Genomic DNA, 14,886 nt, shown 5'->3' with positions numbered 1-14,886 from the left:
GGATTCCTTAGAGGTGTTGTAAAATTTGTTGCGTGAGTTTAGGTGCACTCAAACCAAGTTGGGATTCTATTGCCTCTACTTTGCCGTGCGGAATAAAGGCATCTGCAAATTCAAAAGAATGGATTTTGATGTTTAAATGATGCTCTTGTGCGAATGCGCTTAAGATTTGTCCGATACCGCCTATTTTTACACTATCGCTAAAGACGAACCATTTTGTGTATTTTTGTCCAAGAGAAAGTAAGCCTTGTGTGTCTAGCGGTTTTACAAAACGCAAATCCACAAGACTACAAGCAACTCCTGCTTTCTCTAGCTCTAGCAAACATTCATACGCTCTGCCCACTCCATTGCCATAGCCTAGCAATAAAATCTCACTTTGGGAAACCTTTAGAATCTCTAGCTTTCCTAGTTCAAAGGGTGTGGCTTTAAAAATTCCTTCGCTTAATTTAAAGGATTTTCTAGGGTATCTAAAGGCACAAGGTGCGCTTGAGAGATGATTGGCAAAATGCACACAAAGGCTTAAAGTCGCTTGGTCGCGCGGGGCAAAAAGCACGAAATTTGGAATCATATTCAAATAGGCAATGTCAAAAACGCCTTGATGTGTCTCGCCATCTTCGCCCACGATTCCTGCTCTATCAATCGCGAATTTTACGGGGGTTTTCATAATCCCCACATCGTGAATGATTTGGTCAAAGGCGCGTTGTAAAAAGGTGGAGTAAATCACTACAAAGGGCTTCAATCCTTCTTTTGCAAGAGAGCTTGCTTGTGTTGTGGCGTGTTGCTCCGCTATGGCAACATCCCAAAACCTCTCTGGAAATGCTTTGATGAGCAAATCAAGCCCCGTTCCACTAGGCATTGCTGCGGTGATTCCCACAACTTTGGAATCCTCTTTGGCAATTTCTAGCAGGGTTTGCGAAAAGACTTGCGTAGGGGATTTTGCATTACTCTTGCTTAGGGCAGTGCCTTTTTGCCTGTCAAAAGGGCTTACGCCGTGCCATTGCTCCAAATGTCCCTCTGCTGGAGGGTATCCCTTACCTTTAAGGGTTTGGGCGTGGATTACAATGGGTTTTTGAATGCTTTTTGCAAGTTGCAAAGCCTTGATGATTTCTTTAAGGTTATGCCCATCAATGGGTCCAATATAATCCAACCCGAGTTCCTCAAAGAATATTCCGGGAGTGATGAGTTTAAGGGATTCCTCAAACCGCTTCGCAAGATAGGTAGCATTGGGCATATTGTTTAGGATATTTTCAATTTTACCTTTGATTTTCTGTGTAAATCTACCCGCAATCGCTTGAGAGAGGTATTTGCTGATTGCTCCTATGGGTTCTGCGATGCTCATTTCATTGTCGTTTAGGATAATCACCATTGGATATTTTCGGTCTCCAAGCTCGTTTAGGGCTTCATAGGCAAGTCCTGCACTCATTGCACCATCGCCGATTAAAACGACAGGAATCTGGTTTGTCCCTTGCAGAGAAAATGCCTTTGCAACGCCTACGCCTAAGGAAATAGAGGTGGAGCTATGCCCGGCGATAAAATAATCGTGTTCGCTTTCGCTGGGTTTTGTGAATCCACTGATTCCATTGATTTGTCGCAAACTCTCAAAATTTTCCCAACGATTGGTTAGCAGCTTGTGCGCGTAGGCTTGATGGCTGACATCAAAGATAAAAGGGTCTTTTGGGCTATTAAAGACGCAGTGCATACCGATGATAAGTTCCACTGCACCTAAAGTAGAGCTTAAATGTCCTCCATTGTGAGAAACAACCTCTAGGATTCTATCACGGATTTTTTGTGCAAGTTCATTTAAGAGGGTAAAATCCTCTTCACTCCATTCCTTTTTGGACAGAATCTCTAAATATTTGGGATCTAAAGGCATTATGATTTATTCTCCAAAATGGATTTTTTCAAAGTTTCAAAGCGCATAAAAATATCCCCATCAATGTTCCCCTCATTGCTCAAAATCACCACACCGCCTTTGGCAATGGCTTGGTCGGCTTCTAGCGTAACATTGGTTAAATCTTTCAAAGACTCCTTTAAATCCTCCAAATCGCCCGGAAAGACTTTAAGCGTAACCTGTGTGTTTTGTGATAAGTCTTGCAAGAGTGCGCGGGCTAGAGAGGAAGCAATCTTTGCGCTATTGGTACTAACTTCTGCTAAAATCACCTCTTTAGCAATGTCAAGTGCTATGGAGCTTAACTCTTTTTCTAAGCCCAAAATGTGATTTTTGGATTTTGCAATATTGGCGTCTATTCGCTGAATGCTGATTCCATAAAGCTCTTTTTGGCTATTGATTTGTGCTTCTAATTCCTGCTTAGCTTTTTGGTAACCCTCATTGAGTCCTTGCTCTTTAGCCTCTGCTTTGGCAACACTGACTTTTTCGTCAATCTCCCTTCCTTGCTTGTCAAATTGTTCTTGTAATTTTTGCAAGGATTGCGCTAAAACATCACTTTTTTGTAGGATTTTATCAATGACTTCTGTTTCAAAGAGTTTCAGTGCAGGAGCGTCAATGCTTGGTTCGGCTGGTTTTGGAGCTTCCTCTAAAATTTGCATTGTGGGTTGTGGTTGGGGTGCTGCTTCTCCTTGCGTGTTGGATTCTGCACTTGGTTGGGATTCCACTTTTGGGGCAACCTCCATATTCCTAAAATTATATTTTTTAATATCGTGCCTTTCTTTATGGGCTTCTGTAATGATATTTTCGTGTTCGCTAATGTTATTCAATGGTATCCTCTTGTTCGCCGATTTGGATTATGCCTTGTTCAGAAAGTGATTGCACCGTCTCTACGATTCTACGTTGTGCAGCTTCCACATCTTTAACTTTAACAGCACCTAAGAATTGCATTTCTTCTAAAAATTGTTCCCCCGCCCTTTGAGACATATTTCCCATAAACTTTTGCTTTAATTCCTCTGGAGAAGCTTTGAGGGCTAAAATTAAGTCTTTTTTATCCACGATTTTTAGAATCTCACGAATCGCATTATTGTCAAGCTTCTCAATGTCTTCAAAGGTAAACATCATCTCCTTGATTGCAGCAGCTAACTGGTCGTCAATTTGTTCAATATAAGCAATGGTGGCTTTAGCGGCTTTTTGCCCTAAGCGGTTAAACACCTCTGCAACAGCGCGGATTCCACCCACCTCTACTTTATAGCTTGTGAGGGATTCTAATTTGTTTTCTAACACGGTGGAGACGCGTTTAACAACATTTGGAGAAATATCTCCCAAGTTTGCCATACGAATCGCAATTTCTGCGCGTAAATCATCGGAGAAAAAGTTTAATGTCTCCGCTGCATTGGTGGGGTCCATATGCGCTAAAATTAACGCAATGGTTTGTGGGTGTTCGTGAATGATAAAATCCGATAATTGCTGCGGACGCACACGCGAAAGGTAGGCAAAATTTTGTGAAGATTGCATTGATTTTGCAAGCTTGTCTAAAACTTTTTTTGCGGCCTCTGGTCCTAATGTGCGATAGAGTAATTCTTTAGCATATTCAAAGCCACCTGTGGAGATGTATTGATTGGATTGGAAGATGGCATAAAACTCCTCCAAAACCGCTCCACCTAAGGCTTTATCTATTCCGGAATTTTGCGCAATGTATTTGGAGACTTCTGTAATGGAATCTAAATCTAAATTTGAAAAAATTTCACCTGTGATTTCATCGCCTAGTTGCACAAGTAAAATGGCGATTTTCTCCGCCATTGAAAATTCATCGTATTGTGCTTGTTGTCTTGGGCTTAGTGTAATAGAAGGCATTAGTGTTTTCCTCCTCCACCCATATTGTCTAGTCCTAGCTCGTCATGCACTAGAGTTTGAAATAGGTTTGCAAGTTCCGCTGGTTTTTCCATAGCAATTTCCTTAATCTTTTCTAATAAAACATTGTATTTAATCTCATCTTCATTTCCTCCACCAAAGCCAAGTTGGTCTTCAATCCTGCGGCGCACTTCATTAAGTCGGTCATTATTTTCTTCCTCATCTTCATCAATCTTAATAAGAGAATCCAATTCCTCCTCTTCGTCTGCTTTTGCCTCCAACATTCTTTCACTAAATGGCACAATCACTTTCTTGTAGAAGAAGAATAGAATCAAACCTACAATTGCATATTTCACTAACGGCATAAAAGGTGCTAAGAGTGCAGTGGTAGCTTCCAAGAACCGCTCAAGTGGTGTGCGCGCTTTGAAACCGGAGAGTTGCCCATTAAGTTGGAAGTTGCTTACAGAGACTTCATCGCCTCTTTGTTGATTGTATCCAATAGCTTGTCGCACAAGAGCTGAAATTTTTTCCATTTCTTCATCGTTTAAAGCGGTATATTCTAGTTTTTCTACTCCCTCTTCATCTAGCTGACGAGAATATTTTCCATCTACAACAACCGCAGCAGAGAGTCTGCGAATGGTGGCAAACTCCCCTTTGATATTGGAAATGGTTTTGCTGATTTCAAAATTTGTGGTATTTTGTGTTTTTTCGTATTTTTCTTTTAAATCATTATCTTCTAGTCCTTGCACGGGTCCGATATTGCTTACTACGCCCGGCACACCACCGATTTCCTTAGGTCGGAATCCCTCACGCTTCTCCTCCAAGTCTTGAATGCTTCGCACAACATTGTTTGGGTCGTAATACTCTTGGGTGCTTTCTTTTTGAGCAAAGTCAAATTCTGCTGTAACTTTTGCAACAACCCCTTCTGCACCTCCTGTGATAGGTGCTAAAATATTTACAATCTTTTCTTCTAAAGTCTGTTCAAAATTGGTTTTATAGCGCAGTTGTGCCGCTGCAAGTTCTCTAGCTCCTCCTAATTCGTCTAGCTCACTTAATGGCTCACCTTTTTCATTGACAACTTCAACATTTTCAATTGTTAGATTTGGAATCGCAGAGGAGACAATGTTTTTGATTCCTAGAATCTGTTTTGGTGTTAGAGCTTGTGCGGGTTTGAATGTAAGGACAACGGAAGCGGTTGGAGGTGTTTGCTCACTAACAAACACGGTTTTTTCAGGTTGCGCTAAATGCACGGTAGCTTTTTGAATGGGTGCTAAACTCTCAATCGTGCGTGATAATTCCCCCTCAATTGCGCGTAAATATTTAATGCGTTGGTCAAAATCCGTTGCCCCAAAATCCTTTGTATCAAAGATTTCAAAGCCGATTTTACTGCTTTTTGGGATTCCATTGCTTGCTAATTTCATTCTTTGTTCATAGACAAACTCTTGAGGAATGAGAATCGTATTATCTTGTGGGATTCTATAAGGTATTTTGTCTTGTTGAAGTTGTTGGACGATTAAGGCACCATCTTCTGGGCTTACCCCCTCAAATAGCACCGCATATCCCGGATATAAAACTCCTGCTCTATTGTTAGAATTCCATACAACAAGAGCGGCGATAAATCCAACTACCGCAACAATAGTTGCTAAGATAACAATTTTTTGTTTTTTGTTTAGCTTTTTGTAAAGGCTTCTAATTTGTTCAAAAAGTGCTTTTAAATCCAATGTTAGTTCCTATTTTCTAAATATTGTTGAAATAACATAAAAAACTTTTTATTTTGCTCCTCTGTGCCTAATGTAATGCGGATTGCATTTAAGCCATAGGAGGACAGATTTCTAATAATCATACCTTTTTGTAATAAATAATCTGCAATTTGCGTAGAATCCAATGGGGATTCAAAATAATAAGTGATAAAGTTTGTATAGCTTGGAGTGTATTTGAATCCCTTTTCTGTGGCGAATCTTTCAAATAAAGGCATTTGAGTAAGGTTATTTTGGATACTCTTTTCTATGTGTTTTTGATCTTTTAATGCTTCAAGTGCGGCTGCTAGAGACAAAGTTGTAATATTAAAAGGAGGGCGTAGCTTTAAAAGAGATTGGATAATCTCTTGTTTTGCGATTCCATACCCTACGCGCATTCCGCCTAATCCATAGGCTTTAGAAAATGTCCCTAAATAAATTGCATTAGGAAACATTTCTGTAAGGTTTTTAGGGCAGATTGCTTTGTTGGAATCTTTTGCCTTTGCAAATTCTTGGTATGCACCATCAATCACTACCAAACAATTAGAATCTATTTGTTTTAATAATTCAAAAACCTCTTTGGATTCTAAGCATTCTCCTAAAGGGTTATTTGGAACGCAAAGAAAGACAATGTCAGGTTTATGGGTTTGATAAGCACTCAAAAACTCTTGTAAATTATGTTCGTGGCTTGGGGTGCGAACAACTTGCGCTCCTACGGCTTTGGCATAGACTTCATACATTGCAAAAGTCGTTCTTGCCATTAAGATTTTACTCTTTGGATTTGCTTTAGCGTGAATACAAAATTCAATGATTTGATCGCTTCCTGAACCAATGATGATTTCATTGCTTTGCACACCATAATGCTTTCCTAATGCTTCTTTGAGCGCAAACATAGAATCGTCAGGATACAAATGTGCATTACAAGCGTTTGTGATAATCGCCTCTATCGCCTTTGGACTAGCACCTAGAGGATTCTCATTAGAAGCGAGTTTTACCACTTCATTTTCTGCGATTCCAAACTCTCTAACAACAAGATCAATAGGCTTTCCTGCTTCATAAGTTTGAATAGAATCAAGCATAGAGTTAAAAGTCATTTTTAATACCCTGCAAAGTAAAAATAATTTTGCTATTGTAGCAAAATTTAACCAAAGGTTGCGCAAAATTTTACAAAATCATACGCATCATATCAATAAATTGATCTACATTGCCTTGAATCACAAAATAGGAAATTCCTTCTTGCCTAGCGTCTTGTAGGGTTTTTTCGTTCATTCCTTTTGGAATCATTGCGCAAAATATCGGTATGCCAACGGAATCTTTAAAAAGCTCAATGTATTTTTGCCTGAAGCTTAAAAGACTCATTTCTTTCACTTCCCATTCCATTATGACAATATGAAACTCCTTTGGGCTAGAGAGGCGAAGATTATCGCGTGGATCGTTAGAAGTAGAAATTTGTAACTCGCTATCAAAATTTTTAAGATGTTCTTTGTAGTTTTTACTATCTTTTGGGTCATTTTGGATTAGTAAAATATTTTTTTTGGAGAGGGCTTCAAGATATTTTAACAAATCAAAAAGCCCCTTTGTTTCTTTGCGAATCTTGCTGTGGTCTAAGCTGCGTAAAAAATATTTTAAAAATGTTTTTGAGCTGTAAGTGCCTGTAATACCAGCTTCAATAAAGAATCTCCGGACACTTAAACTTCGTTTTGCCCTTTTCCATAACAAAAAATCCAAATCGTGCGCTTTGACATTTAAAAGTTTAATGAAATCTTGTTTTAACTCTTTTGTGAGTGGTAAATAATTTTTTAAAAATGGTTCAAAAAATTTCTCTGAAAATTCCTCTCCTGCTTTGGTAATTTTGACTAATTTTTCTTTTTGCTGTGAGAGATAATGCAATAAATCTACATATCTTTTGCGAAAATTCTTTAAATTGTTTTGTGCTTGAATATAACTTGCGCTACTTGTATCATTGCGTGCGGCAAATTGACTTTCCATATTTTTTAACGCTTGTCCCATAGAAGCTTGTTGGATTGATGTGCTTTTAATGATGGATTGGGTTGTTTGGATTAATTCTTCGTTTTTAACAAACTCTATTTGACGCGCAAGAAAGATTTTTTCATAGGAATATTGTGGAGGGTAGGAGGATTTTTTGATAAAGGATTCATATTCTTTATCTAGTTTTCCAAGTTCAGATTTTAGACTACTTAAAGCAGAATTTTGAATCGTGCTATCTAGCTCAAAAAGGTCATTATATGCGGTAAATAAGAATCGTTTAATGCGTAAAAAATCCAATTCTTTGGTGGATTGAATCTCCTTTTCATAACGCTTAATGAGATTTTCAGTACCGCCAAAATAATCATAAATACAATCTTTAATGCTTTTGGTTTGGTGGATTACAAATTCTTCTTGAGGAGATTTTTTGGGACGCACGACACGAATTTGTTTTGCATCCTCTGTTAGCTCAAATTCTACCTCCATATTAGGTGAGATTTCCTTTAAATCTCCGTCCCATAAGTGCAAATCAAATTCAAAACGGCGTTTATTGTGTGCTTGTTCAATCAAACCGCGTTTTGTTTGCGCATTTAATCCAACCAAAAAACCATTCATTCTAAAATGTCCTATATTTTTTATAATAAATTTTGATTATATCAAAAAAACTTCACATAAGGCTTTGCAATCTTGACTAAATCACTCAAAAGTTGATGTTTTTGCTGAAGCCAATAGGTTTTATGACAAATCAAAACAATTCCTTTTCTTGCGCGAGAAAATGCTACATTAAGCGCAAAAAGTGCGTTTTGGTTGTTAGAATCATTTAGATGATAATGCAAGATGACAGGAGAAAAAAGCACATAATCAAACTCTTGTCCTTGAGAAGAATGGATTGTAAAAACACATTCCTCTTTATAGAGTGATGGCATTGTTTTTAGGATTAATTGACGTTGATTGACAAAGGGGGTTAAAATCGCAAAGTCTTGTTTTGCCGTTAGTAGCTCATATGCTAGTTTGCAGCATTGCACCGCTTCATTGTAGTTTGCCTTATCTAAAGATTGCACTGGTGGCATTGTTGCAGTATCCAAACAATATAAATATGTGTGGGTATTTAATCCTTGCAGGTTGTTTTTATAAATGTAATGGTTGAGTAATTGTGCAAGATTATCGCCATAACGATAAGTTTGTGTTAAGGGGAAAGTTTTTGTGATAAAGGGATTTTCAGTGGGTGAAGCAGAATCCAAAAAGGAAAAAGCTTTGCTTTTGGAATCTTTTGAGACGTGAAAGAATTTTTCTATAAAGAGTGAGGAATATTGCCAAAATTTTGAAAGATTCCATTGTGGCTGTTTTGTATCGGAGGAACTTACGATACAGATAGGTTGTAATTGTTTGTGGTCTCCTAAGAGTGTAATAGGTTTATTAAACGCACAAAGAGGCAAGGTTTTAATGAGTGGAGAGAATCCTGCTTCATCAACAAAAAAATGCTTAAAATCTATGGAGTGCAAATCGCTTCTACGCAAGAAAGTATCCAAAGTCATTGCAATCACTAAGGCATCTTGCAAGGATTTTTTATAATCTACCACCTTATTTTCTAACAATAAATCACAATTTTTAGGAAAATTTTGATAAAAGTTTTGGCTTGGTGTGCCAAGTCTTAGTATTTTAGAAGTTTCAATCCCTGTTTTTTCTAAATTCACGATTAAAGTTTCTAAACATTGCTCCAATGCGTTATTGGTGGGTGCAAGAATTGCAATTTTCATATTTGCCTTGAGATAAAAAGCAAGAGCGTGTAATAATACTACTTTGGTTTTGCCGCTACCAGCAGCACCCCAAATATAGCACAATGGATTTTCAAAGATTCCTTTAAGGGCGTTGAGTTGTTCTGAATGTGGTGGCATTTGAAGTTCTTGTAATGCGTCAATATTGGGCTTTAAAGAAGGAGGAATCGTAGGGAGTTGTAAAGAATATTCTTGGGAGTAAAAGTGAATGACATTTTGAACGAGAAATTTCAAATCTGAAATAAGTTGCAGAGATTCCCTTTGTTTAAATAATTCCTCGCAAAGATTTTCACTCATACTAAGACTAAGAGTTTTAGATTTTTCATCATAAGCAACAATGCTAATGTGTTCTTCGGATTCTTTTTCTAAAACAAAATCCCCTAATGGAGTGCGGAGAATCAAGCTTTCAATACTTTTGAGTCTATATTCTAGTTGCAAACATAATCCAAAAATATCTTTCGAAACATTTTGCAGTTTGATGATTTCAAGCCCTTTATCGTAGGTTTGCATATATTCTAAATAGTTTTCTGCTGCTTGGATTAAAAAATTTTGTGCTTTTAAATCTAGTTTAAACAGGACGGATTCCTTGATATTTGTAATATGCTGCACACGCTCCTTCACTGCTTACCATACAACTACCCAATGGATTTTGTGGTGTGCAAGAAATACCAAAAAGCTTACAATCAAAAGGTTTTTTATTGCCCTTTAAAATCTCCCCACACAAGCAACCTTTATGTTCCTCTTTTGCGATTCCTCCCAAGTGTTTTTTGAAAAGAATGCTTGCGTCATAATCTGCATATTTTTCCTTTAGTTGTAAAGAAGAATGCGGAATTTCCCCAAGTCCGCGCCAATAAAAACTATCATCTAGTTCAAAATATTTTTCAACAAGCTCTTGTGCTTTTTGATTGCCTTGTGTTGTTACGCTACGCGCATATTGCGTCTCCACTTGAGGGGATTTATTTAAAACTTGCTGAACGATACTCAATAGGCTTTCCCCCACATCTAAAGGTTCAAATCCGCAAATAACAATGGGAATCTTAAATTTTTTTAATAAGGGTTGGTAAATGTTAGAACCTGTGATTACGCTTACATGGGAAGGGGCTAATAGTGCGTTGATTTTACAATTTGGCGCACTTAAAATTGTTTCAAGCGGAGGTGGCACAAGCACGTGGTTAATATGTAAAGAAACATTGTGAATCTTTAGGGAAATCAGACGTTCTAGTAATGCAGCAGACATTGGAGTGGTGGTTTCAAAGCCAATGGCAAAATACACAACTTGTTTGGTTGGATTTTCTTGTGCGATTCTTAACACTTCCAAAGGAGAATAAACAAATCTTATATCAAGCCCCTTTGCTCTTGCATTTTGTAGGCTTCCATAGCTTCCGGGTACTTTAATCATATCGCCAAGAGTAACTAAGATCACATTTTCTTGACTTGCAATTTTATAAGCACAATCAATGCGATTCTTTGGCATTACGCACACAGGGCAACCCGGTCCATGCACAAACTCTATTTTTTCTGGCAAAAGCTCGGGCAAAGCGTATTTCATAATTGTATGTGTATGCCCACCGCAAACCTCCATAACTTTTAAGGGTTGCGTTAAATCTTTGCTTAAGATTTTTAAAGCGTTAAAGATTCTTGTAATGGCTTGACTATCGCGATAAATATCAATATAGGGGTTTTGTGTCGTCATTGTTTATTCTTGTAAAATTTTTAGAATCAAACCATCAAAATTTTGTGAATAAGGTGGGTTAAAGCCAATTACAGGGATTTGATAATTTTGTGTGAAATTTTGCGTATGTGAAAAAGTTATCACTTGCACATTGAGCTGCATCAAGTAACGGGGAGTGAAACTAAATAAAGCGGTGGGAGAGAAATCCCCTCTTGCTTCATTGTAGTAATCTTTAAAATAGAATCGCACCTCTTTTAGATTGGCGTTGGGCGATTGTTCATAAAGAATCTTGAAACGATTGATGAAAGTGTTTGCAAAATCTTGTGGCACAATGTCGGTATTGCGCGATTCTGCATAAGTTAGTTTAGGATAGGGCATATTAGGATTTGCCAAAGGCGAATGGACGCAACCTAAAAAAGCAAATAAGCTGATACTTAAAATAAAAAATGTTAAAATTCTGTTTTGCATCAATGAAATCTCTTGATTGTTAAGTATTTTTATTAAAGTGCAAATTTTAGCAAAATAAATAAGGATTTTAAAGTTTGAATTGTATTTTTGTCGCAAAAAAACCACTTTTTATTTCCTCCAATCATTATTTAAATGTTCTTAAGCGGCATTTTGGCGAGAAAAAGGCAGGTTTTAGTGGAATTTTAGACCCTTTTGCTTGTGGTGCATTGCTTGTGGCTTTTGGGCAATACACCAAGCTTTTTCCATTTTTAGAAAAATCACCTAAAGTTTATCAAGCAACGCTTTGGCTAGGAATGGAGAGTGATTCTTTAGATTTAGAAAATGTGCGTGAAATCAAATCTGTGCCAAAACAAGCTTACAATAAAATAGAATCACTTTTGCAAACCTTTGTCGGTAATATCCATTTTATTCCCCCCAAATATAGCGCTAAGAAAATAGGGGGAATCCAAGCGTATAAATTAGCGCGATTAGGGGAAGAAAAACTGCTAGAGGAGAGTTTAAAGGAACAAACAATGCAGATAAACAAAATAGAGTTTTTAAATTATTCTCACCCTTTTGTTAGCTTTAAAGTATGGGTGAATGAGGGAGCTTATATCCGCTCATTGGGGGAATTGATAGCAAAGAATCTAGGTTGCAAGGGTTCTCTTAGTTATTTGGAACGCATTAGTGAGGGCGGATTATGCTATGAGGGGGAAAAAGCTCTTAATCCTTTGGAGATTCTGCCTTTTAAAAAAATAAATTTATGCAACGATTGGAATATGCGCAATGCCGTGCAAGAGGGTAAAAAAATTTCCCCAAAAATGTTGAAAATTAATGAATTTGGAAAATATATAGTGCAATTTGAAGATTTTTTCTCTATAATTTCATACGAAAACCAAAATTTAAAATATTTAGCAAATAGGATTCCTTTATGTTGATTTTATCAAGAAAAGAAAATGAAAGTATTACCATTGGAGAGAATATCACAATTAAAGTAATTTCTATTGATAAAGGCAATGTAAAGATTGGTTTTGAAGCTCCACCAGAATTGCTGATTTTGCGTGAGGAATTGAAGTTGGCTATTTCAGAGGAAAATAAAAAATCCCTTCAGCAACAAACGCAAGGAAATGTGCTTGACAAGCTTGTGGCAGCTAGAAAGAAAGCTTAAAGATAATGGTTTGCGACTTCTTAACGCAAGATTCTACTTATAAATCCTATGCAAAAATCAATTTATTTTTAAAAATTGTTGGCAAAACGCAAGTGAATGGTATCAACTATCATTTGTTGGAATCCCGCTTTATGAGAGTATCTCACCTTTATGATGTATTGACTTTTGATTGGAGTGCGCAGGATTTTGAGGTGGTGGGTAACTTTGATTGTCCTATGCAACAAAACACCATTTACAAGGCATATCGTTTGCTTTTGCCCTATTTAAAGGAATCGCAAAAGGAAGCATTGAAGCATTTAAGGGTTCTTGTGGATAAAAAAATACCAAGCGGAGGAGGCTTAGGAGGAGGAAGTTCCAATGCGGCTTGTTTTTTGCAAGGGATTCATCAAAAACTAAAGCTAGATTTGGATAAGCAAACGCTTATGAATCTTGGCGCACAAGTAGGAAGTGATGTGCCATTTTTTTTGAGTGGTTTAGAGATTGCTAATGTTGAAGGTAGGGGAGAAATTGTAGAATCCTGCGATCAAGAACCCTTTGAAGTAGAAATTATTATTCCAAAAATTTCTTGCAATACCGCAAAGGTTTTTCAAAAATATTCCGATTCTTTCTATCAAGAAGCAAAAATCAAGCAAATAAAAAGTCAAAATTGGCTCAAAAAGGCAAATCAAGAAATTTTTACAAAGAGTGCTTTAGAGAATAATGATTTACTCGCTGCTGTTTTATTGCTCTATCCGCAATTAGAATCTTATGTTAAAGAAAATCTATTTTTAAGTGGAAGCGGGAGTTGTTTTTGGCGTAAAAAGATTTTGCGTGTGAATGCAACGGAATCCAAAGATTCTACAAAGGTAGAGTAATGAAAATTATTGCAACAAACAAAAAAGCGACTTTTGATTTTTTTGTTTTAGAGAAATTTGAAGCAGGGATTGAATTAAAAGGAAGTGAAGTGAAAGCTATCCGTGCGGGGCGCGTGAATTTAAAAGAAAGTTTTGTAAAAATTATTCAAGGGGAAGCCTTTTTATTTCAAGCGCATATCGCAACCCTTGCAACAACTAATCTGCACTACAAGCCCGATGAAAAGCGTCCTCGCAGATTACTTTTACACCGTAAAGAGATTGATAAACTCTTTGGTAAAAGTCAAGTCTCTGGTATGAGTATTTTGGCATTGAAGCTCTATTTTAATTCCCGCAATAGGGCTAAATTAGAAATTGCTTTGGCAAAGGGTAAGAATTTACACGACAAACGTGAATCTCTCAAGGAAAAAATCCAAAAACGAGAAATTGCACAAAGCTTAAAAGAAATGCAAAGGAAATAAGGAAAAATAATGTCTGAATTGTCTTTAAAAGAAATAGTAGAATATGGAGTGATTGGCGTTTTGGCACTAATGAGTGTTGTGGCACTTTGGGCAACTTTGGAGAGGTTGTTGTTTTATAAATACATTAAACTCGTGCTTTATACTAATAAAACAGAATTGGAAATAGATCTTTCAAAGAATCTTACTTTGATTGCTACGATTGGCTCAAATGCTCCTTATGTAGGGCTTTTGGGAACCGTGTTTGGAATCATCATTACTTTTGTTCAGATTGGACAATCTGGTATGGTGGATACGGCAAACATTATGACAGGGCTTGCGCTAGCATTACAAGCCACAGCTGGTGGATTGCTTGTTGCGATTCCAAGTATCGTGTTTTATAATCTGCTAATGCGTAAAAGTGAGGTTTTGATAGCGCAATGGGAAATTATGCAAGAAAATAAACAAAATAAAGGCGCATAATGAGAAATTTTAAGAGAATGGATAATATCAACATTGTGCCTTTTATTGATATTATGCTTGTTTTGCTAGTGATTGTTTTAACAAGCGCAACTTTTATTGCACAAGGCAAGATTCCCATTGCAATTCCAAAGGCACAAGGTTCTGATAAGATTACACAACCCTTAAAGAATGTTGAAATCACTATTGATGCACAAGGACAATATTATTTAGATAAAACGCCAATGGATTTAGAAACTATCCAAAATGAGATAGTAAAAATGCCCAAAGAAACACCTATTTTATTGCGTGGAGATCAAAAAAGCACTTTTGAAAAATTTGTTGCTTTAGTAGGGGTTTTAAGTTCCACTGGACACGAAAATGTAGATGTACAAGTGGAGCAAAGTCAATAAAGGAATAATTAATGTTTAGAGAAAGCTATGATTTATCTATGATTATTTCAGCTATAGTTACTTTTATGGTTATTGTTTTAGCTATTCGGTTTGCTCTCTATCTAGCAAATCGCAAAAATTCTCAGATTCAAAAGCCCGATTGGCTAGAAGATGAACGTTTTGATGTGCAAAAAAGAAACAATAAAAAAAGATAATATCAGAATAAA

16 protein-coding genes are annotated in these 14,886 nt (G+C 36.9%); 7 read left to right on the top strand and 9 right to left on the bottom strand.

Going from position 1 to position 14,886, the window contains the following annotated elements:
* Positions 1 to 7: 7 nt before the first annotated feature.
* From dxs to BS85_RS0100640, 9 genes are all read right to left on the bottom strand, one after another.
* Positions 8 to 1,870: a 1-deoxy-D-xylulose-5-phosphate synthase gene (dxs, locus tag BS85_RS0100680; protein WP_026943098.1), complete on the bottom strand. Its 1,863-nt coding sequence runs from the start codon at positions 1,868 to 1,870 to the stop codon at positions 8 to 10.
* Positions 1,870 to 2,712 carry a flagellar assembly protein FliH gene (fliH, locus tag BS85_RS0100675; RefSeq protein WP_026943097.1) on the bottom strand — a complete coding sequence of 281 codons (843 nt, stop codon included), beginning with the start codon at positions 2,710 to 2,712 and terminating at the stop codon, positions 1,870 to 1,872. Before fliH ends, dxs begins: the two co-directional genes overlap by 1 nt.
* A complete protein-coding gene (gene fliG / locus BS85_RS0100670; protein ID WP_026943096.1) occupies positions 2,705 to 3,739 on the bottom strand; it encodes a flagellar motor switch protein FliG in 1,035 nt (344 codons plus the stop codon). Before fliG ends, fliH begins: the two co-directional genes overlap by 8 nt.
* Positions 3,739 to 5,457 carry a flagellar basal-body MS-ring/collar protein FliF gene (fliF, locus tag BS85_RS0100665; RefSeq protein WP_026943095.1) on the bottom strand — a complete coding sequence of 573 codons (1,719 nt, stop codon included), beginning with the start codon at positions 5,455 to 5,457 and terminating at the stop codon, positions 3,739 to 3,741. The genes fliG and fliF overlap by 1 nt, the downstream gene beginning before the upstream one ends.
* A gap of 2 nt (positions 5,458 to 5,459) precedes the next feature.
* A complete protein-coding gene (gene hisC / locus BS85_RS0100660; RefSeq protein WP_026943094.1) occupies positions 5,460 to 6,566 on the bottom strand; it encodes a histidinol-phosphate transaminase in 1,107 nt (368 codons plus the stop codon).
* Positions 6,567 to 6,636: 70 nt separating this feature from the next.
* The gene (locus BS85_RS0100655; RefSeq protein ID WP_026943093.1) at positions 6,637 to 8,073 is read right to left on the bottom strand and encodes a hypothetical protein; all 1,437 of its coding nucleotides are present in this window, start codon (positions 8,071 to 8,073) and stop codon (positions 6,637 to 6,639) included.
* A 41-nt stretch (positions 8,074 to 8,114) separates the two neighbouring features.
* Positions 8,115 to 9,842, bottom strand: coding sequence for an AAA domain-containing protein (locus tag BS85_RS0100650; protein WP_245596249.1), 1,728 nt, complete (start codon positions 9,840 to 9,842; stop codon positions 8,115 to 8,117).
* Positions 9,802 to 10,926, bottom strand: a complete 1,125-nt coding sequence (hypD, locus tag BS85_RS0100645; protein ID WP_026943091.1) for a hydrogenase formation protein HypD — start codon at positions 10,924 to 10,926, stop codon at positions 9,802 to 9,804. Before hypD ends, BS85_RS0100650 begins: the two co-directional genes overlap by 41 nt.
* Before the next feature lie 3 nt (positions 10,927 to 10,929).
* Positions 10,930 to 11,373, bottom strand: coding sequence for a hypothetical protein (locus BS85_RS0100640; RefSeq protein WP_026943090.1), 444 nt, complete (start codon positions 11,371 to 11,373; stop codon positions 10,930 to 10,932).
* Positions 11,374 to 11,447: 74 nt separating this feature from the next.
* Here BS85_RS0100640 and BS85_RS0100635 point away from each other — a divergent pair, with 74 nt between their 5' ends.
* Genes BS85_RS0100635 through BS85_RS0100605 form a run of 7 tightly spaced genes read left to right on the top strand, consistent with a single transcriptional unit; the run spans position 11,448 to position 14,874 of the window.
* Entirely contained in the window at positions 11,448 to 12,290 is an 843-nt protein-coding gene (locus BS85_RS0100635) for a pseudouridine synthase family protein (RefSeq protein ID WP_026943089.1), read from the top strand.
* Positions 12,284 to 12,520, top strand: a complete 237-nt coding sequence (gene csrA, locus BS85_RS0100630; RefSeq protein WP_026943088.1) for a carbon storage regulator CsrA — start codon at positions 12,284 to 12,286, stop codon at positions 12,518 to 12,520. Before BS85_RS0100635 ends, csrA begins: the two co-directional genes overlap by 7 nt.
* A 5-nt stretch (positions 12,521 to 12,525) precedes the next feature.
* A complete protein-coding gene (locus tag BS85_RS0100625) occupies positions 12,526 to 13,374 on the top strand; it encodes a 4-(cytidine 5'-diphospho)-2-C-methyl-D-erythritol kinase (RefSeq protein ID WP_051604613.1) in 849 nt (282 codons plus the stop codon).
* Complete coding sequence (smpB, locus tag BS85_RS0100620) at positions 13,374 to 13,832, top strand: SsrA-binding protein SmpB (protein WP_026943086.1); 459 nt, start codon at positions 13,374 to 13,376, stop codon at positions 13,830 to 13,832. The genes BS85_RS0100625 and smpB overlap by 1 nt, the downstream gene beginning before the upstream one ends.
* A 9-nt stretch (positions 13,833 to 13,841) precedes the next feature.
* On the top strand, positions 13,842 to 14,291 hold the full coding sequence (gene exbB / locus BS85_RS0100615) for a TonB-system energizer ExbB (protein ID WP_026943085.1): 450 nt from the start codon (positions 13,842 to 13,844) through the stop codon (positions 14,289 to 14,291).
* Positions 14,291 to 14,680 carry a TonB system transport protein ExbD gene (gene exbD, locus BS85_RS0100610; RefSeq protein ID WP_026943084.1) on the top strand — a complete coding sequence of 130 codons (390 nt, stop codon included), beginning with the start codon at positions 14,291 to 14,293 and terminating at the stop codon, positions 14,678 to 14,680. The genes exbB and exbD overlap by 1 nt, the downstream gene beginning before the upstream one ends.
* Before the next feature lie 11 nt (positions 14,681 to 14,691).
* Positions 14,692 to 14,874, top strand: a complete 183-nt coding sequence (locus BS85_RS0100605) for a hypothetical protein (RefSeq protein ID WP_026943083.1) — start codon at positions 14,692 to 14,694, stop codon at positions 14,872 to 14,874.
* Positions 14,875 to 14,886: the final 12 nt, after the last annotated feature.

The organism is Helicobacter rodentium ATCC 700285 (genome assembly GCF_000687535.1).
Taxonomy (GTDB): domain Bacteria; phylum Campylobacterota; class Campylobacteria; order Campylobacterales; family Helicobacteraceae; genus Helicobacter_D; species Helicobacter_D rodentium.
This window is presented reverse-complemented; position numbering and strand designations above follow the sequence as displayed.

Coding starts and splice junctions, on each gene's coding strand:
- exbB (WP_026943085.1), top strand. CDS start 13,842: ATGTCTGAATTGTCTTTAAAAGAAATAGTAGAATATGGAGTGATTGGC.
- BS85_RS0100605 (WP_026943083.1), top strand. CDS start 14,692: ATGTTTAGAGAAAGCTATGATTTATCTATGATTATTTCAGCTATAGTT.
- BS85_RS0100625 (WP_051604613.1), top strand. CDS start 12,526: ATGGTTTGCGACTTCTTAACGCAAGATTCTACTTATAAATCCTATGCA.
- BS85_RS0100655 (WP_026943093.1), bottom strand. CDS start 8,073: ATGAATGGTTTTTTGGTTGGATTAAATGCGCAAACAAAACGCGGTTTG.
- hypD (WP_026943091.1), bottom strand. CDS start 10,926: ATGACGACACAAAACCCCTATATTGATATTTATCGCGATAGTCAAGCC.
- BS85_RS0100640 (WP_026943090.1), bottom strand. CDS start 11,373: ATGCAAAACAGAATTTTAACATTTTTTATTTTAAGTATCAGCTTATTT.
- dxs (WP_026943098.1), bottom strand. CDS start 1,870: ATGCCTTTAGATCCCAAATATTTAGAGATTCTGTCCAAAAAGGAATGG.
- csrA (WP_026943088.1), top strand. CDS start 12,284: ATGTTGATTTTATCAAGAAAAGAAAATGAAAGTATTACCATTGGAGAG.
- exbD (WP_026943084.1), top strand. CDS start 14,291: ATGAGAAATTTTAAGAGAATGGATAATATCAACATTGTGCCTTTTATT.
- hisC (WP_026943094.1), bottom strand. CDS start 6,566: ATGACTTTTAACTCTATGCTTGATTCTATTCAAACTTATGAAGCAGGA.
- smpB (WP_026943086.1), top strand. CDS start 13,374: ATGAAAATTATTGCAACAAACAAAAAAGCGACTTTTGATTTTTTTGTT.
- fliG (WP_026943096.1), bottom strand. CDS start 3,739: ATGCCTTCTATTACACTAAGCCCAAGACAACAAGCACAATACGATGAA.